This window comes from Streptomyces sp. NPDC093510, assembly GCF_040683555.1.
GTDB lineage: Bacteria > Actinomycetota > Actinomycetes > Streptomycetales > Streptomycetaceae > Streptomyces.
On sequence record NZ_JBFBEE010000004.1, the window covers coordinates 29,637 to 56,074 of the forward strand.

Sequence of the window (26,438 nt, forward strand, 5' to 3'; positions counted from 1 at the left end):
TGGCATGAGCGATGCCACCGAGCGCGAAGCCCCCGAAGCCGACGCCGACGCCTGGGAGCAGGCGTGCGCCGAGGATCTCGCGGCCGAGCAGGCCCGCCGCCGCGCGCAGTACGGCCCGCCGCCCGGATCGGCGGCCGAGGAGCTGCGCAAGCTCGTCGACGCCGTCTCGGAGAAGCTCTCCGGGCTCCAGGCGCCGCTGCTCGGCGCGGTCGCGCAGGGCGCCGTCGAGCAGACCCTGAAGCAGGTCGTCAGGGAGGCGAAGGCCGTCGTCGAGCCGGTCATCGAGCGCAACCCCGACGTCTTCGACCACCTCGCGGCGGCCGGCTCGGAGCTGCTCGCCGCCTACCGCTCCGCGGTCGAGGGCCAGGAGAGCCGCTGGACCCGCGGCGAGGATCGCAAGGACGACGGTCCCTCGGCGGGCGAACACATCGATCTGGACTGACCCCCCTCGGGTACGGTGGGCCGTAGCGGGGCTCGATCGAACTGAGGGATTCATGGGACTCACCATCGGCGTCGACATCGGCGGCACCAAGATCGCGGCCGGAGTGGTCGACGAGGACGGCAACATCCTCTCGACCTTCAAGGTGCCGACCCCTGGTACTTCCGAGGCCATCGTCGACGCGATCGCCTCCGCCGTGGCGGGCGCACGGGCCGGGCACGAGATCGTCGGCGTCGGCATCGGCGCCGCCGGATACGTCAACCGCCAGCGTTCCACGGTCTACTTCGCGCCGAACATCGACTGGCGGCAGGAGCCGCTCAAGGACGAGGTCGAGAAGCGCGTCGGCCTGCCCGTGGTCGTCGAGAACGACGCCAACGCCGCGGCGTGGGGCGAGTACAGGTTCGGCGGCGGCAAGGGCCACCGCAACGTCATCTGCATCACGCTCGGCACCGGCCTCGGCGGCGGCATCATCATCGGCAACAAGCTGCGCCGCGGCCACTTCGGCGTGGCCGCCGAGTTCGGCCACATCCGGATGGTGCCGGACGGCCTGCTCTGCGGTTGCGGCTCGCAGGGCTGCTGGGAGCAGTACGCCTCAGGACGCGCCCTCGTGCGGTACGCGAAGCAGCGCGCCAACGCCACCCCCGAGAACGCCGAGTACCTCCTCTCGCTGGGCGACGGCACCCCCGAGGGCATCGAGGGCAAGCACATCTCGATGGCCGCGCGGCAGGGCGACGCCGTCGCCATCGACTCCTACCGCGAGCTGGCCCGCTGGGCGGGCGCCGGCCTCGCCGACCTGGCGTCGCTCTTCGACCCGTCCGCGTTCATCGTCGGCGGCGGACTCTCGGACGAGGGCGAGCTGGTCCTCGACCCGATCCGCAAGTCCTTCAAGCGCTGGCTCGTCGGCGCCGCCTGGCGCCCCGAGGCCCAGGTCATCGCCGCCCAGCTGGGCAACAAGGCGGGCATGGTCGGCGCGGCGGACCTGGCGCGGGAGCCCGACCCGGTCATGTGACCCCGTGACGGGGGCGCCGCCCATCGCGACGCCCATCGCGCCGCGCGCTCGTCCTCGAACGCCGGACGGACTGGATATCCCCAGCCCGTCCGGCGTTCGCGTATCTTGATCGCCATGCCGACGAGCCCGAGCTCCGCGCTCCCCGACTCGCGCACCGAATCCGACGGTTCGGCCGTCATCCGGGTGCTCAGCTACAACATCCGTTCCCTGCGCGACGACACCGCCGCGCTCGCCCGGATCATCTCCGCCTGCGCCCCGGACCTCGTCCTGATCCAGGAGGCGCCGAGGTTCTTCCGCTGGCGCAAGAAGCTGGCCCGCCTGGCGCGCGCGGCCGACCTGGTGATCCTCTCCGGCGGCGGCAGCGCGGCCGGACCCGCGCTGCTCTGCTCGCTGCGCGCCACGGTCGAGCGCACCGAGGACGTGCTGCTGCCGCTCACCCCCGGGCTGCACCGGCGCGGCTTCGCGACCGCCGTCGTCCGCTTCGGCGGCGCCAGGCTCGGCGTCCTGAGCTGTCACCTGAGCCTGCAGACCGACGAACGGTACGACCAGGGCGGCATGCTGCTCGACCGGCTCGCAGGCATGGGCGTGGAGCACGCCGTCGCGGGCGGCGACCTCAACGAACGCCCCGGCGGCCGGACGTTCCGCGCCCTCGCGGCCGCGCTCCAAGACTGCTGGAAGGTGCGGCCGTGGGGTGGCGAGAACACCTCGACGCCCACCGACCCGCACCAGCGCATCGACGCGATCTTCGCGACCCGGGGGATCGAGGTCCTGGGCTGCGGGGTGCCGTCGGACCTTCCGGGCGTGGACGAGACGGACCTGAGGGCGGCCACGGACCACCTGCCGGTCCTGGCCGCCCTCAGGGTTCCCCCCTCCCGATGAGGCCCACGAGGCGAGCGCTCGGTGAGACCTACGGGCGCTGCCTCACCTTGTCGACGATCGCCCACTCGACCGTGTGCGACAACTGGACGTACGTCTTCTTTCCGTCTCGCGAGACCCGCTCGTCACGGAAGCCCAGGAATTCATGGGACTTCGCGTCGAAGATGAGGTACCTGCCCTTGAAGTGGCCGGGGTAGGCGACCCCCACACCGGTACGCCCTGCGGAGTCCTCGACCCCCTCGACCGTCTTGACGCCGGGCACGAGCGCCAGCCCTTCGTAGGCCGCGGCGCGCAGCCCTTCGGGCAGCGTCGGCGCCTTCAGGAGCTCGCCGAGCAGGAAGTAGGCCTGCCACCGGTCGTCCTTGGTGAAGGCGCTGACCGGTTTGTCGGAGGTGCCCATGGAAACGATGGCCGGGACGAGCTTCTCGGGGTCGGTGGGCAGCTTCTTCAGCTCGTCCCACCTGCGGGGCGGCCACACCCCCTCGCCCTCGCCCATGGGCTCCTCCCACATGATCTTGCCGAGCTCCATGGTCAAGGAGCGCCGGGAGCCGTCCACCGAGTCCCACATCTCGTCGGTGTAGGTCCTGACCTCGCCGGTCCTCTCCTCCGTCTCCTTGATGATCCGCTTGGAGTAGATGAACTGGTCGTCGCGGGGCACCACGGTCTGCTTCTCGTGCTTGCGCTCCCAGGCGGCCGCGCCGCTGAGCACCTTCACCGCGGCGACGTTGGCCACGTTCGGGGAGCTGTCGGCGGGCGGCTTGGCCTGCTGCCCTTCCTCCGTGCCGTCGACGGCGACCAGGACGGTCGCGGCCACCGCGGCCGTCACGAGGCCGGCAAGGGCGATGCGCAGCACGGGTCGGCGCCTCAACGGCCGTACCGCTGCGGGCTGTTCGTTCATCGCGGCGAACAGACGGATGCGCGCGCGGTGGCGGGTGTCGTCGTCCAGCGGGGGAGCCCCGGCCTCCCAGCCGCGCAGTTCATCGAGCTCATTCATGGGCGTGTGCCTCCTGCAGTGCTGTCGGATCGGATCCGCCCAGTGCTTCGCGCAACGTGCTGCGAGCCCGGTGCAGCCGTGACCTGACGGTGCCGATGGGCACCCCCAACGCCTGGGCCGCCTCTTCGTAGTTGAGGTCGGCCCACGCCACCAGCAGGACCACGTCGCGGTGCCGGGCGGAGAGCCGGGCCAGGGCCGCCGCAAGGTCGGTGCGGATGCCCTCGGCGCCCGCGCGGGCGACCGCGAGGTCGGCGACCGGCTCGTCGTGCGGCACCGGGGCGGGCACCTGGGCCAGCGCCTTGAAGCGGCGGGCCTCGGCCCTGCGGTGCCGGCTGATGAGGTTGGTCGCGATGCCGAACAGCCAGGGGCGGGCGTCGGCCCGCGCCGGGTCGTACCGGTGGCGCTGCTGGAAGGCGGTGGTGAAGGTGTCCGCCATCAGGTCTTCCGCCGCCTCGGGGCCGAGCCGGCGTGCCGCGTACCGGTACACGGAGTCGGCGTGCCGGTCGAAGAGGACGGCGAACCGCTCGGGCTCGTCCCGGGACCGCTCGATGGACCAGGCGTCACTCTGCTCGTGCTGCCCCGTTCGAAGGGGGACGCCGGGTTCGACGGTCATCGGGGCTCCTTTCGTTCGTACGAACGCCTCGAAGGCTTGGGCTTGTTCGGTGGTTCACCTCTCCTTCGCCGCTGGGCGGAATCGGGTTCCATCGGCGTACGCCCGCCATGCGTGAGGCCCGCCCGGAACAGTTCCGGACGGGCCTCACAGGGGCTGGGGGACGGGTCAGACGACCGCGCCGCGTCCCGGGTCGTCGTCCTCCTCGTCGTCACCGCTGTTCATCCGCATCACGAGCGTGGCGAAGCCGCCCAGGAAGCCGCCGATGCCGAGCGTGGTCAGCCACCACGTCATCTGCCAGCCGAGCAGCACGGCGAGCAGCATGAGCAGCGGGCCGCCGAGCACGGCGAGCCAGGCGAACTTGGCCGTCACGTCGGCCTCGGGCAGCGGCGGCGGCTCGGGCGGCACGAAGTGGCCCTCGTCGTCGGCGTCGAAGTCCTTCTCGGAGGGCTCCGGCGTGCTGTAGTCGCGCGGGCCGCCGGCCATCGGCCCGATGCCGGGCGCGAAGGAGACGGAGCTGCCGAGCGGCTTGTCGGTGCCGGACTTGTCGTCCGGGTCGGACTCGGCGGGGCTCTTCACCGGGCCGCCGGGGCCGGTGGCGGGACCGGTCGCGGGGCCGTTCGTCTCCGTCTCAAGGAGCGCCAGGTCCTCTACCGACTTGAAGGGCTTGGCGCCGGGCGGATCGGCCGGCTCCTCGCCGTACCCCGCGACGATCGCCTGCCAGGCGGCGTCCTCGTCCAGGGGCAGCCTGTCCGCCGGAGTCCCGTCCTCGGGCACCTTGCTCTTCTCGGGGCTCTTCTCGGGGCTCTTCTCAGGCTCGCGGCTCTCGTCGCGACTGTCCTCGCGGTCCGCCTCGTGCTCAGCCACCGGTGGCCGTCCCTTCCTTACCGACACTGGGGGCGAGCCGGCCGATGAACGCGTAGCTCTCCTCGAAGATCCGGTCCGCGTCGTAGTCCAACGTCGCGACGTGGTAGCTCTGTTCCAGCAGGATCTCCTTGACGTCCATGGACGAGACGCGGCCGAGGATGCGGGCCGAGTCGGCGGGCGGCACCACATGGTCGCGGGGGCTGTGCAGCACCACCAACGGCTGGGTCACCTGCGGCAGTTCCGCGTCGACCACGCGGAAGAAGCGGCGCAGGGAGTGCGCGGCGTGCAGCGGGACCTTGCCGTACCCGATCTCCACGGATCCTGGCTTGGCGATGTCGCTGGCGATGCCCTTGGTCGTCGTCACGAAGTGCCGCACCACCGGCAGCGCGTGCGCCGCGACGCCGTGCACCTTGTTCCCCGGGTTGACCAGGACGAGACCGCTGACCGCGTCCCCGTGCCTGGCCGCCAGGCGCAGCGCGAGCGCGCCGCCCATCGAGAGCCCGAAGACGAAGACCCGCTCGCACCGGTCCAGGAGGCCCCGCAGCTCGCGCTCCACCTCGGCGTACCAGTCCTGCCAGCCGGTGACCTGCATGTCCTCCCAGCGGGTGCCGTGCCCGGGCAGCAGCGGCAGCGAGACGGTGAGGCCGCGCTCCGCCAGGTACTCGGCCCAGGGGCGCAGCGACTGCGGTGATCCGGTGAAGCCGTGGCAGAGGAGGACGCCGACCTCGCCGCCTTCGTGGCGGTACGGCTCGGCTCCGGGGAGGACCGGCACCTTCGGTCTCCTTCGTGAGAGGTGGAGGGGGTGACAAGGGCCCGCGAGGGGGTTCGAGGAGTACTTCACCGTACGCGACCGGACTGACACCGACCAGGGTCGTCGGGCCCATTGGCCGTACCCCGGGTTAAGGTCTGATCCACAGAAACAGGAGGCACTCGGTTTGATCTACGGCGCAATGAAGGTTGCCATCGGAGGGCCACTGAAGCTCGGCTTCAGGCCCTGGGTGGAGGGCCTTGAGAACGTCCCCGCCGAGGGCCCCGCGATTCTGGCGAGCAACCACCTCTCGTTCTCGGACTCCTTCTTCCTCCCCGCGGTCCTCGACCGCAAGGTCACCTTCATCGCCAAGGCGGAGTACTTCACCTCGCCCGGTGTGAAGGGCAGGCTCACCGCCGCGTTCTTCAAGGGTGTCGGCCAGCTTCCCGTGGACCGCTCCGGCGGACGCGGCGCGGGCGAGGCGGCCATCAAGAGCGGCATCGAGGTCCTGGAGCGCGGCGAACTCTTCGGCATCTACCCCGAGGGCACCCGCTCGCCCGACGGGCGTCTCTACCGCGGCAAGCCGGGCGGCCTCGCGCGCGTGGCGCTCGCCACCGGCGCGCCCGTGCTCCCCGTCGCGATGATCGACACGGAGAAGATCCAGCCGCCCGGCAAGGTGATGCCGAAGCTGATGCGTCCCGGCATCCGCATCGGCGAGCCGCTCGACTTCACGCGCTACCAGGGCATGGAGCAGGACCGCTTCGTGCTGCGCGCGCTGACCGACGAGGTCATGTACGAGATCATGAAGCTCTCCGGCCAGGAGTACGTCGACATGTACGCGACGGCCGCGAAGCGCCAGATCAGCGACGCGGCCAAGGCGGCCAAGGCAGCGGACGGACACAAGGACGCGCACAAGGACGCGCGCAAGGAACGGTCCGGCTCCTAGCCGCGTCCGTTCAGGGGTGGGCACACGGGCGGTGGGGGGACATGGCCAGGCGCGAGAAAGTCATGCGGATGTCGGTCGAGCAGCCGCTGTGGCGCGCGCTCACCGCCTACCGCGTCCTGACGATGCTGTACGCGATCGGCCTCTTCGGGGCGGCGCACGAGAAGCTGGACCGGCCCTGGCTGGCCGTCGCCTACTACGCGGTGCTCGCCCCCTGGACCCTCGCCACCCTGCCCCGCGTCGCGAACGCGGCGAGCTGCACCAGACGGTTCCTCGTCGCGGACCTGACCGTCGCGATCGTGGGCATCCTGCTGACGCCGCTCGCCGACTCGCAGCAGCGGATCGTCGACGGCGGCCCGACGCTGCCCTCCATATGGACGGCGGGCTCCGTCCTCGCGTTCGCGATCAAGGGCGGCTGGCGCTGGGCGGCCTCGGCCTCCCTCCTCGTGGGCGTCGCCAACGTCGTGCAGCGCGGCGCGTTCAGCCGCGACACCCTGCACAACGTCCTGCTGGTCTGCATCGCCTCCATCGCCATCGGCTACGTCGTGGAGCTGGCCCGCGCCTCCGAGCGCACCCTGGCCCGCGCCCTGGAGATAGAGGCCGCGACCCGCGAACGCGAACGGCTCGCCCGCGACATCCACGACAGCGTCCTCCAGGTCCTCGCCATGGTGCAGCGGCGCGGCACCGCCATCGGCGGCGAGGCCGCGGAGCTCGGCAGGCTCGCGGGCGAACAGGAGGTCGCGCTGCGGACCCTGGTCGCCGGGGGCATGGTGCCCGCCTCGCACGTGTCGGAGGACCTCTCGCAGGGCGCCGTCGTGCGAGCCGTCGAGGTACCCGACGAAGAGCCGGACGACGCGGCGCCGCACGATCTGCGCTCGCTCCTCGCCGCGCACGCGGGGGCGAAGGTGACGCTCTCCGAGCCCGGGGCGCCGGTGCTCCTCGCGCCGCCGGCCGCGAAGGAGCTGGCGGCCGCCGCCGGTGCCGCACTGGACAATGTCCGCAGGCACGCGGGGCCGGACGCGCGGGCCTGGATCCTGGTCGAGGACGAGCCGGACGAGGTGATCGTGACGGTCAGGGACGACGGCCCCGGCATCCCGGAGGGGCGGCTCGCGGAGGCCGAGGGGGAGGGGCGCATGGGCGTGGCCCTCTCGATCCGGGGGCGGCTGCGCGACCTCGGGGGCACGGCCGAGCTGATCTCGGTACCGGGCCAGGGGACGGAAGTGGAACTGAGAGTGCCGCGTGACAACGCGCGGGCCGCACGGGGGAAGGCAGGAAAGGCGAGATGAGCGAGCAGCAGCAACAGCGGGAACCGGCCATCGCGGGGGACGGGACGGCGGCCGGCACGATCAGGGTCATGGTCGTCGACGACCACCCCATGTGGCGCGACGCCGTCGCCCGTGACCTGGCGGAGGCGGGCCTCGACATGGTCGCCACCGCGGGCGACGGCGAGCAGGCGGTCCGCCGCGCGCAGGCGGCGGCCCCCGACGTCCTGGTCCTCGACCTGAACCTCCCGCTCAAGCCGGGCGTGCAGGTCTGCAAGGAGCTCGTCGGCGCCAACCCGGCGCTGCGGGTCCTCGTCCTCTCCGCGAGCGGCGAGCACGCCGACGTCCTGGAGGCGGTCAAGTCCGGCGCCACCGGCTATCTCCTGAAGTCCGCGTCCACGGAGGAGCTGATCGACGCGGTGCGCCGCACGGCGGTCGGCGACGCGGTCTTCACCCCGGGCCTCGCGGGCCTCGTCCTCGGCGAGTACCGCAGGCTGGCCACCGAGCCCGCGGCCGGCACCCCGGACGACCCGAAGGCCCCGCAGCTCACCGACCGCGAGACGGAGGTCCTGCGCCTGGTCGCCAAGGGCCTGAGCTACAAGCAGATCGCCGAACGCCTGGTCATCTCGCACCGCACCGTGCAGAACCACGTCCAGAACACCCTGGGCAAGCTCCAGCTGCACAACAGGGTGGAGCTCGTGCGGTACGCGATAGAGCGCGGCATCGACAGGCCCGACGACGCGTGACCCCTCGTACGACCCCTCGTACGAGTGAAAGAGCTTGATCAACTCCCCAGCACAGCACAGGAATTGGCCGTTCGCACCGTCCCGGAGTGACCTGGATCACCATTAGCGTGACTCGCATCAGGTCACTGAGGCGAAGGGACTGTTCCATGGGGGCCAAGAAAATTGGCGTACTGACCGGAGGCGGCGACTGCCCCGGGCTCAACGCGGTCATCCGGGCCGTCGTCCGCAAGGGCGTGCAGGAGTACGACTACGACTTCGTCGGCTTCCGGGACGGCTGGCGCGGTCCGCTGGAGGGCGACACCGTCCGGCTCGACATCCCCGCGGTCCGCGGCATCCTGCCGCGCGGCGGCACCATCCTCGGCTCCTCGCGCACCAACCCGTTCAAGGCGGAGAACGGCGTACGCCGCATCAAGGAGAACCTCGCCAAGCACGAGGTCGACTCCCTCATCGCGATCGGCGGCGAGGACACGCTCGGAGTCGCCGCGCGCCTCACCGACGAGTACGGCGTCCCGGTCGTCGGCGTCCCGAAGACCATCGACAACGACCTCTCCGCCACCGACTACACCTTCGGCTTCGACACGGCGGTCGGCATCGCGACCGAGGCGATCGACCGCCTGCACACCACCGCCGAGTCCCACATGCGCGTCCTCGTCGTCGAGGTCATGGGCCGCCACGCGGGCTGGATCGCGCTCCACTCGGGCCTCGCGGGCGGCGCCAACGTCATCCTCATCCCCGAGCAGCGCTTCGACGTCGACCAGGTCTGCGCCTGGGTGACCTCGCGCTTCAAGGCGTCGTACGCCCCGATCGTCGTCGTCGCGGAGGGCGCGATGCCCAAGGACGGCGAGATGGTCCTCAAGGACGGCACGCAGGACTCCTTCGGGCACGTCAGGCTCTCCGGGGTCGGCGAGTGGCTGGCCAAGGAGATCGAGGGGCGCACCGGCAAGGAGGCGCGCACCACGGTCCTCGGCCACGTCCAGCGCGGCGGCACCCCGAGCGCCTTCGACCGCTGGCTCGCCACGCGCTTCGGCCTGCACGCCATCGAGGCCGTCCGGGACGGCGACTTCGGGAAGATGGTCGCGCTGCGCGGCACGGACGTCGTACGCGTACCGATCGCCGAGGCCACGGCCCGCCTCAAGACGGTGGACCCGGCGCTGTACGCGGAGGTCGGCGTCTTCTTCGGCTGACCGGAGCCCGCCGCCGGAACGCGACGGGACGGCCCCCGGCCAACGCTCCGGGTGCCGTCCCGGGAGGCGGTACATAGACTCACGCCATGGAGATCCTCGCATTCGGCGTGCAGTCCGACGAGAAGCCGCTGATCGAGAAGGCCTTCGAGGGACACCACGACGTCCGCTGCCTCGACGTGTTCCTGAACGAGGACACCGCCCCCATCGCCGCCGGCTACGAGATCATCTCCTCCAGCGTCAACGCCACCCTCGACAACCGGGTGCTCCAGACCCTCGCGGCCGGCGGCACGCGGATGATCGCCCAGCGCTCCACCGGCTTCAACAACATCGACCTGCGGGTCGCCGAGCGCCTCGGCCTGACCGTCGCCCGCGTCTCGTACTACTCGCCGTACTCCGTGGCCGAGTTCGCCTGGACCCTGGCGATGGCCGTCAACCGCCGCATCGTCCGCGCCAGCAACCGCACCCGCGACTTCGACTTCCGCCTCGACGGCCTGATGGGACGCGACCTGCGCGGCCGCACGGCCGGCGTGCTCGGCACCGGCAAGATCGGCGAGGCGTTCACCCGCATCGCGCACGGCTTCGGCATGCGCCTGCTCGGCTGGGACGTCGCCGAGAACCCCGCCTGCGTCGAGCTCGGCATGAAGTACGTGGCGAAGGACGAACTCCTCGCCGAGGCCGACCTCATCAGCCTGCACGTGCCGCTGCTCCCCGCCACCCAGCACCTCATCGGTGCCCAGGCGCTGCGGATGATGAAGGACGACGCGATCCTGGTGAACTCCAGCCGCGGCGGCCTGATCGACACCGACGCCCTGGTCGGGGAGTTGCGCGCCGGCCGCTTCACGGGCGTGGGCCTCGACGTGTACGAGGCGGAGGCCGGGCTCTTCTTCCTCGACAAGTCCCTGGAGGTCGTCGAGGACGACACCCTGGCCCGCCTCGTCACGTTCCCGAACGTCGTGGTGACGTCCCACCAGGCGTACTACACCGCGGACGCGGTCGGCCAGATCATCGACACCACGGTGGGCAACGTCCTGGACTACCTGGCGGGCCGCCGCTCCGAGAACGTCCTCGTGCCCGTGGCCGGCAGAAGCTGACCGAGCAGCTCCCGCACGATCCCGGCCCCGCGCAGCGTCAGCACCGACTCCGGGTGGAACTGCACCCCCGCGAAGGACCCGCCGCGCACCGCGTGCACCTCGCCGCTCGCCAGGTCCCTGCTGACCTCGATGCCGTGCGCGGCGAGCTCCGCCGCCGCCTCGTCGTCGCAGCGCGCCACGAAGCTGTTGTAGAAGCCGACGGTCTCGGCCCGCCCGAACAGGTCGATGCCCGTCTGCGCGCCCTGGTACGGCACCTCCTTCCGCACGATCTCCAGACCCAGCTCGGCGGCGATCAGCTCGTGCCCGAGACAGACGCCGAGCACGCCGTGGCCGTGGCCGCGGACGACCTCGGCGGCCAGCGAGCGCAGGAACCGCATCTTCGGGTCGGTGAGGTCGGACGGATCGCCCGGACCGGGGCCGAGCACCACGGGCCCTTCGTGCGCGAGCACCGCCTCCCGCAGCCCCTCCTCGTCGTACCGCCGCACCGATACCCGGAGGCCCGAGGAGCGCAGGACGTGCGCGAGCATCGCGGTGAAGGTGTCCTCGCCGTCCACGACGAGCGCGTGCCCGGCCAGCTCGTCGGCCCGCTCCTGCATCCGCAGCCAGAACGGCGCGAGCGACGCGCGCCGGCCGTCCAGCGCCGCCCGCACGCGCGGATCGTCGGCGAGGGTGGGCCGCGTGCCCTCCTCGCCGGGCCGCCCGGGACGTACGCCGAGGGCGGCCAGCACACCGGCGGCCTTCGCGTGCGTCTCCGCGACCTCGCCCATCGGGTCGGAGCCGCGCACCAGCGTGGCGCCCACCGGCACCCGCAGCCGGCCGGTCGCGGAGATGTCGGCGGTGCGGATCAGGATGGGGGAGTCCAGGGTCTGCGCGCCGCCCGCGTCCCTGCCGATGAGGGCGAGGGCGCCCGCGTAGTAGCCGCGTCCGCCCGCTTCATGCCGTTCGATGACGCGGCAGGCGTTCTGCACCGGCGACCCGGTGACGGTCGCCGCGAACATCGTCTCCTTCAGGACCTCCCGCACGTCCAGCGACGACTTGCCGCGCAACTCGTACTCGGTGTGCGCGAGATGGGCCATCTCCTTCAGGCGCGGCCCGATCACGACGCCGCCCATGTCGCCGACGGTGCACATCATCTTGAGCTCCTCGTCGACGACCATCGAGAGCTCCTCGATCTCCTTGCCGTCGGAGAGGAAGGCGAGCAGGCCGTCCGGCGTGGGCCCGCCGGCCGGGTAGCGGTACGTCCCGCTGATCGGGTTCATGACGACGGTCCCGCCGGACATCCGCACGTGCACCTCGGGGCTGGCCCCGACGAGCGTGCGGTCCCCGGTGTGCACGATGTACGTCCAGTACGCGCCCCGCTCGCCCACGAGCAGCCGCCGGAAGAGCGCGAGGGCGTCCGCGCGCCCGAAGCCGGGGATCTCACCCTCGTACGTACGACGAATGACGAAGTTGGCGCCCTCGCCCCGGCCGATCTCCTCGCGCAGGACGCGCCCCACGATGTCCGCGTACGCCGCGTCGTCCACGTCGAACGCCCCGCCCTCGACCCGCACGTCGTGCGCGGGCAGCGCGGCGAGGGCCTCGGGGAGCGGGAGCTCGTACGTCTCCTCGGGGGTCAGGACGGTGAGCGGCGTGCCGTCGTCGCGGACGTCGAAGCCGCGCTCCCTGATCTGCCGGAACGGCACGAGCGCGAGCCCCTCGGGGATGTCCGCGAGCCGTTCGTACGTGCCCGTCGGGCCGGTCAGGACCTCGACCGTGTCGTGGTCGCGGCCCGGGGTGCGGCGGCGCAGCAGGGCGAAGGGACGGTCGTCGGACAGGAGGTCGGTGAGGTACGTGGGGTGCATGGGGCTGGTTCCTTCTCACTCGGAGAGGAACGGCCCGGCCCCGGGGAGTCCGGAAAACACTGAAGGCCGCCCCTCGGGCGGCCTTCGCGAGTCTGTGGATACGCGCAGTCAGTGGGCCGCCGGATGAGCGGGCCACCACCAGTTACGAGTCGTCGTCTGCGCGTGCATGTCCGGCACCTTAGCGCATCATCAGGAGGTCGAGGCTCTCGTCGAGATAGGCGCCGAGTTCCGCGCCGGACGGCACGGCCGAGGGCACCGCGTGGCCGAGCTGGGTGTGGCCCAGATAGACGCTGTACGCGAGCAGGCCGCGCCGCCGCGCTTCCGCACCCGGGAAGCCGAGGTCGGCGAAGAGCTCGGCTACGTACGCCAGACGGCGCTCGGTCACCTTCCGCAGGGCGGCCGCCACCCGCGGATGCTCGGCCGTCGCCAGCAGGGAGACCTCCAGCGGGCCCGAAGCGGCGGCGGTGATGGCCTCCGCGAAGAGCAGCCGGATCCGCTTGCGGGGGTCCGGCTCGGCCTCCACGTGGCTGATCATCCCCTCGGTGTGGAGCTCGGCCCAGCGCTCCAGTGCGGCCTCGATGAGTGCGTCGCGGTTGGCGAAGTGCCAGTAGAAGCTCCCCTTCGTGGTGCCGAGGCGGACCGCCAGGGGCTCCACGGCGACGGCCGCGAGCCCGCCCTCGCCGATCGCCGTCAGTGCGGCGTCCGCCCAGTCGTCGGCGGTCAGCCGGGGCTTCGCCGGGTCCTTCTTCCGCTGCCGTTGCGCCATGTCCATACGCTACCGTACGGTTGACCATACGCCAGCGTATGGAGGTGCGGCATGGGAGTCGTGCGCAACGAACACGAGCGGGTCGTAGAGGCTCCGGCGGAGGTGGTCGGAGCCCTGCTCGACCGCCTGTCCGCCGAGGACGACCCGGTCTTCCCCGTCCCGGCCTGGGCGCCGATGACCTTCGACCGCCCGCTGGGCGTCGGCGCGACCGGCGGCCACGGCCCGATCAGGTACTCCGTCACCGCCCACGAACCGGGCCGCCGCGTCCGGTTCGCCTTCACCCCGCCGGGTGACGGCTTCCATGAGATGACGGTCGAGCCGAGAGGGGAGGGCCGCTGTCTCGTCCGCCACGTCCTGGAGATGCGGCAGTCCGGCGTCGACCGCCTCCTGTGGCCCACGGCCGTCCGGCCCGTCCACGACACGATGCTCGAAGAGCTCTTCGACAACATCGAGCGCGCGGCGGCAGGCGGCTGCGCCCGCCCCGTCCGCTGGTCGCCCCGGCTGCGGCTGCTCAACCGGCTCTGGTGGCCCCGGCCCGAGACGGTGGAGGTGCCCGAGGGGGCCAGGCTGCTCCGGACCTCCGTGGAGCGGCCCGGCTACCGGGACGCGTACCGCATGGAGCTGCGCCCCGGCCTGCCGCGCGACCCCGCCGCGTGGACCGGCGTCCTGCGCGACGCCTTCCCCGTCGTCGCCCGCGAGGACGGCGAACTGCTGATGGACGTGGACACGGCGGGCCTCACCGCCCGCGCCTCGATCCTGGTCGACGAACGGCACGTCACGCTCAGCACGGCCGTCCGCGCGGACACGGTGCGCTCCCGGCTCTACTGGGGCGCCGTGCGGCGGGCGCACCCCTTCATGGCCCGCATGATGCTGCGGCGCGTCCACCGAAGGCTCGCCCTCGCCGCGCCGCACGCCGGTGACCGGGCGACAGGAACCGTTCACTCCACTGTGTCGGCTCCGTCTCACTTCGTGAGCGGGTGAATGGACGGCACGCATCACCACGTAATGTTGACGAGGTGACCGTGAACGCTAAGACCACCGCCTCCGGTGGCAACACCTGGCGAAACCTGCCCGCGGCGCAGCAGCCCGAGTACCCCGATGCCGAGGCTCTGCGCGATGTGATCGCGGACCTCGAGTCGTATCCGCCGCTCGTCTTCGCGGGCGAGTGCGACCAGCTGCGCGCCCGACTGGCCTCCGTCGCCAAGGGAGAGGCGTTCCTGCTCCAGGGCGGCGACTGCGCCGAGGCCTTCGACGGCGTCTCCGCCGACCACATCCGGAACAAGCTGAAGACGCTGCTCCAGATGGGCGCCGTCCTCACGTACGCGGCGTCCGTGCCCGTCGTGAAGATCGGCCGCATCGCGGGTCAGTACTCCAAGCCGCGCTCCAAGCCGACCGAGACCCGCGACGGCGTGACGCTCCCGACCTACCGGGGCGACTCCGTCAACGGCTTCGACTTCACCGAAGAGGCCCGCATCCCGGACCCCGAGCGCCTGAAGCGGATGTACAACGCCTCCGCCTCCACGCTCAACCTGGTGCGCGCCTTCACCACGGGTGGTTACGCGGACCTGCGCCAGGTGCACGCCTGGAACCAGGACTTCGTGAAGTCGTCCCCCTCCGGCCAGCGGTACGAGCAGCTGGCCCGCGAGATCGACAACGCGCTCAACTTCATGCGCGCCTGCGGCACCGACCCGGAGGAGTTCAAGACCGTCGAGTTCTACGCCTCCCACGAGGCGCTGCTCCTCGACTACGAAACGGCGCTCACCCGCGTCGACTCCCGCACCGGCCGGCTGTACGACACCTCGGGCCACATGGTCTGGATCGGTGAGCGCACCCGCCAACTGGACCACGCGCACATCGAGTTCGCCTCCCAGGTGCGCAACCCCATCGGCGTCAAGCTCGGCCCGACGACGACCCCGGAGGAGGCGCTGCAGTACATCGAGCGCCTCGACCCCGACCGCGAGCCCGGCCGGCTGACCTTCATCGTCCGCATGGGCGCCGACAAGGTCCGCGACAAGCTGCCCGAGCTGGTCGAGAAGGTCACCGCCACCGGCGCGACCGTCGCCTGGATCACCGACCCGATGCACGGCAACACCTACGAGGCGGCCTCCGGTCACAAGACCCGGCGCTTCGACGACGTGCTCGACGAGGTCAAGGGCTTCTTCGAGGTCCACAAGGCCCTCGGCACCCACCCGGGCGGCATCCACGTCGAGCTCACCGGTGACGACGTCACCGAGTGCGTGGGCGGCGGCGACGAGATCTTCGTCGACGACCTCCACCAGCGCTACGAGACGGCCTGCGACCCGCGGCTCAACCGCAGCCAGTCGCTGGACCTGGCGTTCCTGGTGGCGGAGATGTACCGCGACCAGTAGTTCTTCGAGGTGTACGTACGTGTGGGGCGCGGATCCGTGTGATCCGCGCCCCACCGGCGTATCCGGGGCTTTTGTGGGCCCGGAGTCATGGGTAAGGTTAGGTTAGCCTCACCGATCAATCGGGACGGCGCTACTGATGAGTCCTGTCCGTCCTGTCTGTCCTGTCCGGGAGGTGAACCGCGTGTACGTCTGCAACTGCTTCGGGGTCACCGAGGCGCAGGTGAAGAAGCACGCGGCGGACGGGGCCTGCACCCCCCGCCAGATAGCGTCGGCCTGCAAGGCCGGCACGGACTGTGGTTCGTGCGTACGACGCATCCAGGCGCTGCTCGGCCGGGGCGCGTGCCCCCGCCGTGAGCTGGCGGACCAGGGAGAGCCGGTGCTCTCCGGCTTCGACGAGACCTCCCAGCAGGCCGCCTAGCTCTCCGGCTGCTCGATGAGCTGCGCGAGGTAGAGCGGCTCGCCCAGCTTCTCGACGAGCTCCAGCTGGGTGTCCAGATAGTCGATGTGGTGCTCCTCGTCGGCGAGGATCGACTCGAAGATGTTCGCGGACGTGATGTCGCCCTTGGCGCGCATCACCTCGATGCCGCGCCTGAGGCGGTCGATCGCCTCCACCTCGACCTGCCGGTCCGCCTGGAACATCTCGGTGACCGTCTGGCCCACCCGGACGTGGAAGAGCCGCTGGTAGTTGGGCAGCCCGTCGAGGAACAGAATCCGGTCGGTCAGCACCTCCGCGTGCTTCATCTCGTCGAACGACTCGGACCGGGTGTACTTCGCGAGCTTCGTCCAGCCGAAGTTCTCCTGCATCTTGGCGTGGAGAAAGTACTGGTTGATCGCCGTGAGTTCGGCGGTCAGCTGCTCGTTGAGAAATTCAATGACCTCGGGGTCGCCCTGCATCGCAGAGGCTCCTTCCACGCGGGTGACTGGGCAGGTAGCGCGCATCTTTGCACCGGTGTTCGGAGGGCGTCCAGTAAGTGCAGGCTTAGTAGGAGTTGCCCGAATCCGTATCTGTCAGACTTCGTCTGGTCACGTCCACCGCCCCGGGTCTGTCAGGATGGAGTCATGGGTCAGCCGGCGGAACGCGCATCTCGACAGGCAGCGGAGCCGGAGCTTCCGCCGGGGCAGCGGCTGCAGCGCGGCTGGCCGGTCACGCACTACGGACCGGTGCCGAAGTTCCGCCCGGAGCGCTGGGAGTTCAGGGTTTTCGGGGCCACCGCCGACGGCGAGAAGCACTGCTGGACGCACGAGGAGTTCTCCGCCCTGCCGTACGACACGGTGGTCGCGGACCTGCACTGCGTCACGAAGTTCAGCATGCTGGGCGCCGAGTGGGGCGGCGTCCCGGCCCGCACGCTCCTGGAGATCGCGCCGCCCGCGCCGAACGCCACCCATGTGATGGTCTGGGCCGAGTACGGCTTCAGCTCCAACCTGCGGATGGCGGACTTCGCAGACGACCGCACGATTTTCGCCACGCACAAAGGCGGCGAACTGCTCACCGCGGAGCACGGCTTCCCGCTCCGGCTCGTGGTGCCCCACCTGTACGCGTGGAAGGGCCCCAAGTGGGTCCGCGGCATCGAGTACATGACCGCCGACCGCCGCGGCTTCTGGGAGGAGCGCGGCTACCACAACCTCGGCGACCCCTGGCAGGAGCAGCGCTACTCGTACCAGGAGGAGCCCGGGGACGGCCCCGAGTTCTAGCCCGGCGCACCGTCCACCGCGTCGCTACAGGCCCCTGAGCGCCTTCAGCCGGGCCACGTCCGCCGCGTGCCCCTCCTTGCCGCCGGGCGTCTCGATGACCAGCGGCACGCCCTCGGTGGCCGGGTGCAGCATCAGCTCGCGGAACGGCTCCTCGCCGATGTGGCCGGTGCCGATGTTCTCGTGGCGGTCCTTGTGGGCGCCGACGACGTCCTTGGAGTCGTTGGCGTGCACGAGCTTCAGACGGCCCTCGCCGACCGTGTCCACGAGGAGGTCCAGGGTCTGCTTCATGCCGCCGGGGCCCGCCAGGTCGTGGCCCGCCGCGTAGATGTGGCAGGTGTCCAGGCAGATGCCCAGCTTGGGGTGGGAGTCGAGCGCCTCGAAGTACGGGCCGAAGTCCCAGGTGCGGGAGCAGAGCGAGGCGCCCTGGCCCGCGGTCGACTCCAGGAGCAGGAACGGGTCGTCGTCGTGCGTCAGCTCGTCGAGGAGAGGCAGCATCCGGTCGCGCACCTGCTTCAGGGCGACCGCGCGGTCCCGGCCACCGGTCGCCGAGCCGGTGTGCACGACGACGCCGAGCGCGCCGATCGCGCGGGCCCTGCGCAGCGAGTGGCGCAGGGACTCCACGGACTTCTCGACGGTCGCCTCGGTGTGCGAGCCGAAGTTGATGAGGTAGGGCGCGTGGACGTACGCCGGGATGTTCTCGGCGGCACAGGCCGCGCGGAACGCCTCGTCCTGCTTCGGGTTGCCGGGCGGGGTCGCCCAGCCGCGCGGGTTGGCGACGAAGACCTGGACGGTCTCGGCGCCGAGGTCACGGGCGTACGAGAGGCCGACGGAGGCGAGTCCGCCGGCCACCGGGACATGGCCGCCTACGGGATTGCGGGACACTGCGTTGGGGGACTTGTTGCTGCTCACGACGTCAAGGGTGGCACGCGCGCGCGGATGCTCCCGAACGGTCGGGACCGGGCGACGGGCCCGGCCCCGGCTCAGCGGATCGTGATGGTGATCGTCGAGTTCTTCGGCGCCTTGTCGCCGCCGTCCACCGACTGCTTCTTCACGGTGTCCCCGAAGATGCCCAGCAGGCCGCGGTCCTCGTCGACCTCGAAGCCCGCGCCCTCCAGCTCGTCCCTGGCCTCGTCGACGCTCATGCCGGTGACGTCCGGGACCTCGACCATCGGCGGGCCCTTGGAGATCGTCAGCTTGACCGTGTCACCCTCCGCGACCGTCTCGTCCCGGGCGGGCAACTGCTTGACGACGTCGCCCTTGTCCTCGTCGGAGTGGACCCGCTCCGGGGCGATCTCGACCTTGAGCCCGGCCTCCTCCAGGTCTTCGGTGGCGTCGGCCTGGGACTCGCCCGTCACGTCGGGGACCTCGACCGGACGGCCCTTGCTGACGACCAGGGCGACGGCCGAACCCGCCTTGCGGGTGAAGCCGGCCCGCGGGTCCGTGCTGAGCACGGAGCCCTTGTCGATGCTCTCGCTGAACTTCTTGGTCACCATGCCCGGCGCGAGCCCGGCGCCCTTGAGCTCCTTCTTCGCCGTGGCCAGCGGGAGGTTCTTCACGTCCGGGACCTTCACGGTCTCCGGGCCAAGCGAGATGATCAGCGTCACCCCGTCGTTCTGCCGGATGCGGTCGCCCGCCGCGGGGTCGCTGTCCATGACCGTGCCGCGCTTGTCCGTGTCGCTGTACTTGCGCTCGACGCCCTTCACATCGAGCCCGGCCTCGTCGAGCCGCTGCTTCGCCTGCGCCTCGGTCTTCGCCAGGATCGGCGGGACCTCCGTGAACTGGCCCGAGTTGATGTACCAGACGCCCGTGCCGATGCCCAGGACCAGCAGGACGCCCGCTATGACCGCGATGGTGCGGCGGCGCGGATCGAACCGCCTGCGGGAGCCGCGGCCGGGGGCGGGAGGGCCGGGCGGACCGGGCGGCGGGGTCGCCAGGACGCTGGTGCGGTTCAGCGCGTCCTCGCCGCTCCGCTCGCCCTCGGCGGGCAGCGGGAGCTGGACGGAGCGGGCCGCGCGCGGGATCACGCTCGTGCGGTCCGCGGAGATGTCGCGGCCCTCGTGCTCCGCCGCGCGCGCCTGCGGCGGCACCGCGTCGAGCTGCTCCTCGGTCAGGGCGGCGCGCGCCTCCCTGAGCTGGGCGAGGAGCGCCACGGCGTCGTACGGGCGGATGTCGGGGGTGCGCGCGGTGGCGGAGGCGACCAGCTCGTCGAGCGCGAAGGGGAGCCCGGGGACGGCCGCCGACGGGGGCGGCACGTCTTCGTTGAGGTGCTGGTAGAGGACCTGGGCGGGGGAGTCCCCGGAGTGCGGCTTGGCGCCGGTCAGCATTTCGTAGAGCACGACCCCGCACGCGTACACGTCCACGCGGGTGTCCGCCGTGCCGTGCTCGATCTGCTCGGGGGCGAGGTAGGAGACGGTGCCGAGGACGGTGCCCGTCGTGTTCGTGACGGTGTCCACCGCGCGGACGAGCCCGAAGTCGGCGACCTTTACCCGGCCGTCGTCCCCTATGAGGACGTTCTCGGGCTTCATGTCGCGGTGCACGAAGCCGGCGCGGTGCGCGGCGCCGAGCGCGGCGAGGACCGGCTCCAGGATGTCGAGCGCGGCCCGCGGCTGGAGGGCGCCGCGCTCGCGCAGGACGTCGCGCAGGGTGCAGCCCGCGACGTACTCCATCGCGAGGTAGACGTACGACCCGTCCGTGCCCTGGTCGAAGACACCGACCACGTTCGGATGGGAGAGGCGGGCCACCGATTTGGCCTCGCGGATGAAACGGTCCACGAAGGAGGCGTCGGCCGCCAGCGTCGGGTGCATCACCTTGAGCGCGAGCACGCGGTCGAGGCGGGTGTCCACGGCCCGGTAGACCGTGGCCATCCCGCCGACCGCGACGCGCCCGTCGATGCGGTAACGGCTGTCGAGCAGCTGCCCGACGAGCGGGTCCTGAAGGGTCGTGTCCACGCAGGGGAGTCTACGAGCCGCCACCGACACCTCGTCCCGGCCGGTCCTCCCCGCGGCCGGACTGCAGCCGAGCTGTGACAGGCGACGGGCCGGGGCGCCCCGTCAGGGGCGCGGGGAACCGCGCGACAAGCCCCCACTGGCGGGCAGCCGCGAACGAACAGACCCTCCCTGGCACGGCGAGGGTGTCAGAACGCGGGCCGCTCCGGATCGAGCCGCGCCATACCCTCCGCAGGAGAGGACGCCTCGGCGAAGTGCCGCCGCGGGATACGCCCGGCCCGGCGCGCGAGCCGCCCGGCCTCGACGCCGTGCCGCATGGCCTCGGCCATCAGGACCGGCTCCTGCGCCCGCGTCACCGCGGAGGCGAGCATCACACCCGCGCACCCCAGCTCCATCGCGATCACCGCGTCGGACGCCGTGCCCGCGCCCGCGTCGAGGATCACCGGCACGCGCGCGTGCTCCACGATCAGCTGGAAGTTGTGCGGATTGCGGATGCCGAGCCCGGAGCCGATGGGCGAGCCGAGCGGCATGATCGCCGCGCAGCCCACGTCCTCCAGCTTCCGCGCGAGCACCGGGTCGTCGTTCGTGTACGGCAGGACGGTGAAACCGTCGTCCACCAAGGTCTCGGCGGCGTCCAGGAGCTCGACCGGATCGGGCAGCAGGGTGCGCTCGTCGGCGATCACCTCCAGCTTCACCAGGTCCGTGCCGAGCGCCTCCCGCGCGAGCCGGGCGGTCAGGACGGCCTCGCCCGCCGTGAAGCAGCCCGCCGTGTTGGGCAGGACACGGATGCCGAGCCGGTCCAGGACGGAGAGCACGGAGCCCTGCACGCCCGGGTCGAGGCGGCGCATCGCGACGGTGGTCAGCTCCGTGCCGGACGCGACGAGGGACCGCTCCAGGACGTCGAGGCTGGGCGCCCCTCCCGTGCCCATGATCAGGCGCGAGGAGAGGGTGAGCCCGCCGATGACGAAGGGGTCGTCTGCCATGGTGGTTCAGCCTCCCTGGACGGCGGTGAGTATTTCGACGCGGTCGCCCTCGGCGAGCGTCGTGGCGGGCCACTGCGCGCGCGGGACGACGGTTTCGTTGACGGCGGCGGCGACACCGGAGTGCGCCGAGGAGAGGGTGGCCACGACGGCTTCGAGCGTGGTGCCCGAGGCCACGTCGCGTGCCTCCCCGTTGACGGAAACGGCGAAGGGCGTGCTCATGCGTGCTGCTCCGTGAAGTGCGGCGTGGCGGGAGGGGGTACGGGGGAGGGCTCGGCGAAGCGGAGCGGGGTGAACGGGAGCGCCTCGTCCGGCAGTTCACCGGTGGTCAGGGCGTGCGCCATGACGTCACCTGTGAGAGGCGTCAGCAGGACGCCGTTGCGGTGGTGCCCGGTGGCCAGGTGGAGCCCGGCGAGGCGCGTCGGGCCGAGCAGCGGCGCGTTGTCCGGCGAGCCGGGGCGCAGGCCGGCGCAGGTCTCGGTCAGCGGCAGCTCCGTGATGCCGGGGACGAGTTCGTGCGCGTCCCGCAGCAGTTCGTACACGCCGCCCGCGGTCACCGTCGTGTCCCAGCCGAGCTCCTCGCTGGTCGCGCCGACGACGAGCTCGCCGTTCTCGCGCGGTACGAGGTAGAGGTGGCTGCCGCGCACCACGGCCCGCACGGTGCGGCTCAGGAACGGCGCGTACGCCTTCGGCACCGTCAGCCGCAGCACCTGGCCCTTGACGGGCCGCACGGGCGGCACGACGTCGTCCGGGACGCCTCCGAGACGCCCGCTGAGACTGCCCGCCGCCAGCACAGTCAGGTCCGCGCTCAGCTCGGTGCCGTCGGCGAGGACGACGCCGCGCGCCCGGTCGTCCGCGACCGAGAGGCGCTCCGCCCAGCCGCGGTGGACGGCCACACCGGCCCGCTCGCAGGCCACCACGAGTGCCGCCGCGAGCCGGCGCGGGTCGACCTGGTGGTCGCCGTCGACCCGCAGCCCGCCGCGTACCCCCGGAGCGAGCATCGGCTCCAGGCGGCGGCACTCGCGGCCGCTCAGCCACTCCGATTCGAGCCCCGAACGGCGTTGCAGCGCGTGGAGTTCGCGCAGGTGGGCGCGGTCGTCGGAGTCGAGCGCGACGGCGAGCGTGCCGCACGCGCGATAGCCGAGGTCCTGCCCGCTCGCCTCGGTCAGCTCGGCGGCGAAGGCGGGATAGCGGCGGGCGGATTCGACGTTGAGGCCGAGCAGCGTCTGCTCGCCGTAGTGCAGTTCGGTGACGGCGGCCAGCATGCCCGCCGCGACCTGCGCGGCGCCGCCGCCCGGCTCGGGGTCGACGAGCGCGACGGAGAGCCCGCGCTGGGCGGCCCGCCAGGCCGTGACCAGGCCGATGACGCCGCCTCCCACGACGAGGACGTCAGAGGCGGCGGATGGTGCTGTCGTACGTGGATGCATGGGCGTCCAGCCCCTCCCTTCGCCGGCATGACCCGGATCAGGTTCGTACGGTCGGAGGCCGTCCCAGCCTCCCTCTCAGCCCGGTGCGTCCGGGCTCCCGCGAGTGCTCTGCACCGTCAGCCTAGCCCGTCGCTCCGCGTGGCAGTAGGGGAGCTGTCCGGGTGCGGGCAGTGACGGTGTGTCAGAGATCTCCCCGCCCGCACCTGAAGCCGCTCCCCGCGGCCGTCCTACAGTGATCGGGTGAGCGACCAGCAGAGGCAGAGCGGGAAACAGCGGCAGGCGGAGCGGCGCGTCGTCATCGTCGGCGCCGGAATGGCCGGGGTGCAGACCGCGGTGGCCCTGCGCGAACAAGGGTTCACCGGAACGGTCACCCTCGTCGGGGCGGAGCCGCACCAGCCGTACGACAGGCCTCCGCTGTCCAAGGCGGTGCTGCTCGGCAAGGCGGAGGGCTCCGCCTTCGACATCGACTTCGAGGCGCTCGGCATCGAGCTGGTCCTGGGCCGCGAGGTCACCGGCGTGCGCCCCGCCGACCACGCGCTGGACACCGCCGAGGGCTCCCTCGCGTACGACGTCCTGGTCGTCGCGACCGGCGCCGAACCGATCCGGCTGCCCGGCACCGAGGGCGTCCCCGGCGTGCACCTCCTGCGCACCCTGGACGACGCCGAGCGGCTGCGCCCGGTCCTCGCCCGGCAGCAGGACGTCGTGGTCGTCGGCGCGGGCTGGATCGGCGCGGAGTTCGCGACCGCCGCGCGCGAGGCGGGCTGTTCCGTCACCGTGGTCGAGGCCGCCGCACGGCCGCTCGCCGGGGCGCTGCCCGAAGAGGTCGCGGTCCCCATGACGGGCTGGTACGCGGACTCCGGGGCGGTCCTGCGCACCCACGCGCGCGTGGAGCGCGTCGAACCGGGCGAGGTCGTCCTGTCCGACGGGACCCGGCTGCCCGCGGGCGCCGTCGTCGTCGGCATCGGGGCGCGGCCCGCGACGGCCTGGCTCGCCGGCTCCGACATCGAGCTGGGAATCCACCGGGAGGTCGTGACCGACGACGGCCTGCGGGCCTCCGCCCCCGACGTGTACGCGGTCGGCGACTGCTCCTCCTTCCCTTCGGGAAGGTACGGCGAGCGTCTTCTCGTGCACCACTGGGACAACGCGCTGCAGGGCCCGCGCACGGTGGCGGCGAACATCATCGGCGAGACACCGGCGGCGTACGACCCGGTGCCGTACTTCTGGTCGGAGCAGTTCGGCCGCTTCGTGCAGTACGCGGGCCACCACGCCTCCGCGGACGAGCTGGTGTGGCGCGGCGACCCGACGGGCGTGGCCTGGTCGGTGTGCTGGCTGCGGGACGGCGCCCTCGTCGCGGTCCTCGCGGTGGGCCGCCCCAGGGACCTGGCCCAGGGCCGCAGGCTGATCGAGTCGGGCACCCGGCTGGACGCGGGCCTGACGGCGGACCCGTCGGTCCCGCTGAAGAAGGCGGCGCTGTAGCCGGACGGGCGCCGTCCGGTGCGTGTCACCGGCCAGGGATACGCTTGACCATGTGACCGAGATTGACGCAAAGACTGATGCTCTCGTCCCCGACTGGCTGCACCTCCCCGACATCGCGGAAATGCTCGATGTCGAGGTGACCCGTGTGCGCCAGCTGGTCAAGGAGGGCCAGCTGATCGCCGTACGCCGTGGGGAGAACCGGGCGCTCCAGGTGCCCGCCGCCTTCATCGACGGCGACAAGGTCGTCAAGGGCCTGGTCGGCACCTTGACGCTCCTGAGGGACGACGGCTTCTCCGACGAAGAGATGCTCGAGTGGCTCTTCACCCCCGACCCGACCCTGCCCGGTACGCCCGCGCAGGCACTGAGCGAGAATCGCGGCACGGAGGTGAAGCGCCGCGCCCAGGCGCTGGCTGTTTGACCTGACCGCACCATCGAAAACGCGAAAAACTCGAAAACGCGAAAACTCGAAAACGCGACAACGGGGGGACTTCTCCATGGCCGCCGACCACCGCGACCGGCTCGCCGACGCCCGGCTCTATCTGTGCACGGACGCCCGCAAGCGCCAGGGGGATCTCCCCGAGTTCCTCGACGCCGTCCTCGCGGGCGGCGTCGACATCGTGCAGCTGCGCGACAAGGGCATGGAGGCCGGCGAGGAGCTGGAGCACCTCCAGGTCTTCGCGGACGCCGCACGGCGGCACGACAAGCTCCTCGCGGTGAACGACCGCGCGGACGTCGCGCACGCCATCGGCGCCGATGTGCTGCATCTCGGCCAGGGCGACCTGCCCGTCCCCGCGGCCCGCGCCATCCTCGGCGGCAGCGACGACGTGCTGATCGGCCGCTCCACGCACGCCGAGGCGGAGGCCGCCGCGGCCGCCGTCCAGGACGGCGTGGACTACTTCTGCACCGGCCCGTGCTGGCCCACGCCCACCAAGCCGGGCCGCCACGCCCCGGGCCTCGACCTGGTCCGGTACACGGCCTCGCTCGGCACGGACCGGCCCTGGTTCGCCATCGGCGGCATCGACGCGGGCAACCTGGACGAGGTGCTCGAAGCGGGTGCGCGGCGCGTCGTCGTCGTGCGGGCGATCACCGAGGCCGACGACCCCGGGGCCGCCGCCGCGGACTTCGCGAAGCGGCTGCATACGTCTGTGTGAGCAACAGCCCGGGAGTGTCCGATCCGTGGACAACAAACCGGCAAACCGGCCATATCTCCCGGGTCCGGTTGGGCGACCGCTGAGCCCTGGCTAACCTTCCCGTATGGCCCTAGGCACAGCTTCGACCAGGACTGACCGTGCGCGCACGGTACGCGACATGCTCGCGACCGGTAAGACGACGTTCTCGTTCGAGTTCTCCGCCCCGAAAACCCCGAAGGGGGAGCGGAACCTCTGGAACGCGCTGCGCCGGGTCGAGGCGGTCGCCCCGGACTTCGTCTCCGTGACCTACGGCGCGGGCGGCTCGACGCGCACCGGCACGGTCAGGGAGACCCAGCAGATCGTCGCCGACACGACCCTGACGCCCGTCGCGCACCTGACCGCCGTCGACCACTCCGTGGCCGAGCTGCGCAACATCATCGGGCAGTACGCGGACGCGGGCATCAGGAACATGCTCGCGGTCCGCGGCGACCCGCCCGGCGACCCGCTCGGCGACTGGATCGCCCACCCGGAGGGCCTCACCTACGCCTCCGAGCTGGTCGAGCTCATCAAGGAGTCCGGCGATTTCTGCGTGGGCGTCGCCGCCTTCCCCGCGATGCATCCGCGCTCGCCCGACTGGGAGTCCGACACCCGGCACTTCATCGACAAGTGCCGGGCCGGCGCGGACTACGCGATCACGCAGATGTTCTTCGACCCCGAGGAGTACCTGCGGCTGCGCGACCGCGTGGAGGCGGCCGGGTGCGACACCCCGATCATCCCTGAGATGATGCCGGTCACCAACGTCCGCCAGCTCGACCGGCTGCCCCAGCTCAGCAACGCCGTGTTCCCGGCCGAGCTGAAAGAGCGGATCCTCTCGGCCAAAGACGATCCCGCCGCTGTACGCTCCATTGGCATCGAGTTCGCGACGGAGTTCTGCGCGCGGTTGCTGGCCGAAGGCGTGCCGGGGCTGCACTTCATCACGCTGAACAACTCCACGGCGACGCTGGAGATCTACGAGAATCTGGGCCTGCACCACCAGGCCTGAA

The 26,438-nt window shown here is 71.7% G+C and carries 29 protein-coding genes and 1 riboswitch; of the genes, 16 read left to right on the forward strand and 13 right to left on the reverse strand.

Annotation, left to right across the window (positions count from 1 at the left end; all coding sequences use genetic code 11):
• Nucleotides 1–4: 4 nt before the first annotated feature.
• From AB0N81_RS07180 to AB0N81_RS07190, 3 genes are all read left to right on the forward strand, one after another.
• Nucleotides 5–442, forward strand: coding sequence for a DUF5304 domain-containing protein (locus tag AB0N81_RS07180; protein WP_365356442.1), 438 nt, complete (start codon nucleotides 5–7; stop codon nucleotides 440–442).
• Between the two features lie 52 nt (nucleotides 443–494).
• Nucleotides 495–1,448 (forward strand): ROK family glucokinase, encoded by a 954-nt coding sequence (locus AB0N81_RS07185; RefSeq protein WP_365356443.1) that lies wholly within the window; start codon nucleotides 495–497, stop codon nucleotides 1,446–1,448.
• 114 nt (nucleotides 1,449–1,562) lie between these two features.
• On the forward strand, nucleotides 1,563–2,327 hold the full coding sequence (locus tag AB0N81_RS07190) for an endonuclease/exonuclease/phosphatase family protein (RefSeq protein ID WP_365356445.1): 765 nt from the start codon (nucleotides 1,563–1,565) through the stop codon (nucleotides 2,325–2,327).
• 28 nt (nucleotides 2,328–2,355) lie between these two features.
• Here AB0N81_RS07190 and AB0N81_RS07195 read toward each other — a convergent pair whose 3' ends face one another.
• The 4 genes from AB0N81_RS07195 to AB0N81_RS07210 all read right to left on the reverse strand — a co-directional run bounded on the left by AB0N81_RS07195 (nucleotide 2,356) and on the right by AB0N81_RS07210 (nucleotide 5,567).
• Complete coding sequence (locus AB0N81_RS07195; RefSeq protein ID WP_365356446.1) at nucleotides 2,356–3,318, reverse strand: CU044_5270 family protein; 963 nt, start codon at nucleotides 3,316–3,318, stop codon at nucleotides 2,356–2,358.
• Nucleotides 3,311–3,931 (reverse strand): RNA polymerase sigma factor, encoded by a 621-nt coding sequence (locus AB0N81_RS07200; RefSeq protein WP_365356448.1) that lies wholly within the window; start codon nucleotides 3,929–3,931, stop codon nucleotides 3,311–3,313. The genes AB0N81_RS07195 and AB0N81_RS07200 overlap by 8 nt, the downstream gene beginning before the upstream one ends.
• Nucleotides 3,932–4,096: 165 nt before the next feature.
• Nucleotides 4,097–4,795: a hypothetical protein gene (locus AB0N81_RS07205; RefSeq protein ID WP_365356449.1), complete on the reverse strand. Its 699-nt coding sequence runs from the start codon at nucleotides 4,793–4,795 to the stop codon at nucleotides 4,097–4,099.
• Nucleotides 4,788–5,567 carry an alpha/beta fold hydrolase gene (locus AB0N81_RS07210; protein ID WP_365356450.1) on the reverse strand — a complete coding sequence of 260 codons (780 nt, stop codon included), beginning with the start codon at nucleotides 5,565–5,567 and terminating at the stop codon, nucleotides 4,788–4,790. Before AB0N81_RS07210 ends, AB0N81_RS07205 begins: the two co-directional genes overlap by 8 nt.
• 178 nt (nucleotides 5,568–5,745) lie before the next feature.
• On the opposite strand from AB0N81_RS07210, the gene AB0N81_RS07215 reads away from it, so the two are divergent.
• The 5 genes from AB0N81_RS07215 (at nucleotide 5,746) to AB0N81_RS07235 (ending at nucleotide 10,769) form a co-directional block, all read left to right on the forward strand.
• Nucleotides 5,746–6,489 (forward strand): lysophospholipid acyltransferase family protein, encoded by a 744-nt coding sequence (locus AB0N81_RS07215; protein WP_365356451.1) that lies wholly within the window; start codon nucleotides 5,746–5,748, stop codon nucleotides 6,487–6,489.
• A 41-nt stretch (nucleotides 6,490–6,530) separates the two neighbouring features.
• Nucleotides 6,531–7,772: a DUF5931 domain-containing protein gene (locus AB0N81_RS07220; protein WP_365356453.1), complete on the forward strand. Its 1,242-nt coding sequence runs from the start codon at nucleotides 6,531–6,533 to the stop codon at nucleotides 7,770–7,772.
• A 68-nt stretch (nucleotides 7,773–7,840) separates the two neighbouring features.
• The gene (locus AB0N81_RS07225) at nucleotides 7,841–8,494 is read left to right on the forward strand and encodes a response regulator transcription factor (RefSeq protein WP_365356996.1); all 654 of its coding nucleotides are present in this window, start codon (nucleotides 7,841–7,843) and stop codon (nucleotides 8,492–8,494) included.
• Nucleotides 8,495–8,640: 146 nt separating this feature from the next.
• Nucleotides 8,641–9,678, forward strand: a complete 1,038-nt coding sequence (locus tag AB0N81_RS07230) for a 6-phosphofructokinase (protein ID WP_365356454.1) — start codon at nucleotides 8,641–8,643, stop codon at nucleotides 9,676–9,678.
• An 86-nt stretch (nucleotides 9,679–9,764) separates the two neighbouring features.
• Nucleotides 9,765–10,769, forward strand: a complete 1,005-nt coding sequence (locus tag AB0N81_RS07235; RefSeq protein WP_365356456.1) for a 2-hydroxyacid dehydrogenase — start codon at nucleotides 9,765–9,767, stop codon at nucleotides 10,767–10,769.
• On the opposite strand, the gene AB0N81_RS07240 is transcribed toward AB0N81_RS07235, so the two are convergent.
• From AB0N81_RS07240 to AB0N81_RS07250, 3 genes are all read right to left on the reverse strand, one after another.
• Nucleotides 10,712–12,610, reverse strand: coding sequence for an anthranilate synthase family protein (locus tag AB0N81_RS07240; RefSeq protein ID WP_365356457.1), 1,899 nt, complete (start codon nucleotides 12,608–12,610; stop codon nucleotides 10,712–10,714). The genes AB0N81_RS07235 and AB0N81_RS07240 overlap by 58 nt on opposite strands.
• 108 nt (nucleotides 12,611–12,718) lie before the next feature.
• Entirely contained in the window at nucleotides 12,719–12,778 is a 60-nt protein-coding gene (locus AB0N81_RS07245; protein ID WP_106977022.1) for a trp operon leader peptide, read from the reverse strand.
• Nucleotides 12,779–12,788: 10 nt separating this feature from the next.
• Nucleotides 12,789–13,376 carry a TetR/AcrR family transcriptional regulator gene (locus AB0N81_RS07250; RefSeq protein ID WP_365356458.1) on the reverse strand — a complete coding sequence of 196 codons (588 nt, stop codon included), beginning with the start codon at nucleotides 13,374–13,376 and terminating at the stop codon, nucleotides 12,789–12,791.
• 51 nt (nucleotides 13,377–13,427) lie between these two features.
• Between AB0N81_RS07250 and AB0N81_RS07255 the strand changes: the two genes are divergently transcribed.
• The 3 genes from AB0N81_RS07255 (at nucleotide 13,428) to AB0N81_RS07265 (ending at nucleotide 16,163) form a co-directional block, all read left to right on the forward strand.
• Nucleotides 13,428–14,357, forward strand: coding sequence for a DUF2867 domain-containing protein (locus AB0N81_RS07255; protein WP_365356460.1), 930 nt, complete (start codon nucleotides 13,428–13,430; stop codon nucleotides 14,355–14,357).
• 35 nt (nucleotides 14,358–14,392) lie between these two features.
• On the forward strand, nucleotides 14,393–15,745 hold the full coding sequence (locus AB0N81_RS07260; RefSeq protein ID WP_365356462.1) for a class II 3-deoxy-7-phosphoheptulonate synthase: 1,353 nt from the start codon (nucleotides 14,393–14,395) through the stop codon (nucleotides 15,743–15,745).
• A 172-nt stretch (nucleotides 15,746–15,917) separates the two neighbouring features.
• On the forward strand, nucleotides 15,918–16,163 hold the full coding sequence (locus tag AB0N81_RS07265; RefSeq protein WP_365356463.1) for a (2Fe-2S)-binding protein: 246 nt from the start codon (nucleotides 15,918–15,920) through the stop codon (nucleotides 16,161–16,163).
• On the opposite strand, the gene bfr is transcribed toward AB0N81_RS07265, so the two are convergent.
• Nucleotides 16,160–16,639, reverse strand: a complete 480-nt coding sequence (gene bfr / locus AB0N81_RS07270; RefSeq protein ID WP_365356464.1) for a bacterioferritin — start codon at nucleotides 16,637–16,639, stop codon at nucleotides 16,160–16,162. The genes AB0N81_RS07265 and bfr overlap by 4 nt on opposite strands.
• A gap of 165 nt (nucleotides 16,640–16,804) precedes the next feature.
• On the opposite strand from bfr, the gene AB0N81_RS07275 reads away from it, so the two are divergent.
• The gene (locus AB0N81_RS07275; protein ID WP_365356465.1) at nucleotides 16,805–17,437 is read left to right on the forward strand and encodes a sulfite oxidase-like oxidoreductase; all 633 of its coding nucleotides are present in this window, start codon (nucleotides 16,805–16,807) and stop codon (nucleotides 17,435–17,437) included.
• 24 nt (nucleotides 17,438–17,461) lie between these two features.
• Here AB0N81_RS07275 and AB0N81_RS07280 read toward each other — a convergent pair whose 3' ends face one another.
• The 5 genes from AB0N81_RS07280 to thiO all read right to left on the reverse strand — a co-directional run bounded on the left by AB0N81_RS07280 (nucleotide 17,462) and on the right by thiO (nucleotide 22,789).
• A complete protein-coding gene (locus tag AB0N81_RS07280) occupies nucleotides 17,462–18,346 on the reverse strand; it encodes a deoxyribonuclease IV (protein ID WP_365356467.1) in 885 nt (294 codons plus the stop codon).
• Nucleotides 18,347–18,417: 71 nt separating this feature from the next.
• Entirely contained in the window at nucleotides 18,418–20,385 is a 1,968-nt protein-coding gene (gene pknB, locus AB0N81_RS07285) for a Stk1 family PASTA domain-containing Ser/Thr kinase (RefSeq protein WP_365356469.1), read from the reverse strand.
• A 185-nt stretch (nucleotides 20,386–20,570) separates the two neighbouring features.
• Nucleotides 20,571–21,365: a thiazole synthase gene (locus tag AB0N81_RS07290; protein ID WP_365356470.1), complete on the reverse strand. Its 795-nt coding sequence runs from the start codon at nucleotides 21,363–21,365 to the stop codon at nucleotides 20,571–20,573.
• A gap of 6 nt (nucleotides 21,366–21,371) precedes the next feature.
• Nucleotides 21,372–21,584, reverse strand: coding sequence for a sulfur carrier protein ThiS (thiS, locus tag AB0N81_RS07295; RefSeq protein WP_365356471.1), 213 nt, complete (start codon nucleotides 21,582–21,584; stop codon nucleotides 21,372–21,374).
• Complete coding sequence (gene thiO / locus AB0N81_RS07300) at nucleotides 21,581–22,789, reverse strand: glycine oxidase ThiO (protein ID WP_365356472.1); 1,209 nt, start codon at nucleotides 22,787–22,789, stop codon at nucleotides 21,581–21,583. The genes thiS and thiO overlap by 4 nt, the downstream gene beginning before the upstream one ends.
• A riboswitch (TPP riboswitch) is annotated at nucleotides 22,787–22,900 on the reverse strand. It overlaps the preceding gene by 3 nt.
• Nucleotides 22,901–23,101: 201 nt before the next feature.
• Here thiO and AB0N81_RS07305 point away from each other — a divergent pair.
• From AB0N81_RS07305 to metF, 4 genes are all read left to right on the forward strand, one after another.
• Nucleotides 23,102–24,265: an FAD-dependent oxidoreductase gene (locus AB0N81_RS07305; protein WP_365356997.1), complete on the forward strand. Its 1,164-nt coding sequence runs from the start codon at nucleotides 23,102–23,104 to the stop codon at nucleotides 24,263–24,265.
• Between the two features lie 52 nt (nucleotides 24,266–24,317).
• Nucleotides 24,318–24,683 (forward strand): Rv2175c family DNA-binding protein, encoded by a 366-nt coding sequence (locus tag AB0N81_RS07310; protein ID WP_365356474.1) that lies wholly within the window; start codon nucleotides 24,318–24,320, stop codon nucleotides 24,681–24,683.
• Between the two features lie 76 nt (nucleotides 24,684–24,759).
• Entirely contained in the window at nucleotides 24,760–25,416 is a 657-nt protein-coding gene (thiE, locus tag AB0N81_RS07315; RefSeq protein ID WP_365356475.1) for a thiamine phosphate synthase, read from the forward strand.
• 103 nt (nucleotides 25,417–25,519) lie between these two features.
• A complete protein-coding gene (gene metF, locus AB0N81_RS07320; protein WP_365356476.1) occupies nucleotides 25,520–26,437 on the forward strand; it encodes a methylenetetrahydrofolate reductase [NAD(P)H] in 918 nt (305 codons plus the stop codon).
• The last annotated feature ends 1 nt before the right edge of the window (nucleotide 26,438 follow it).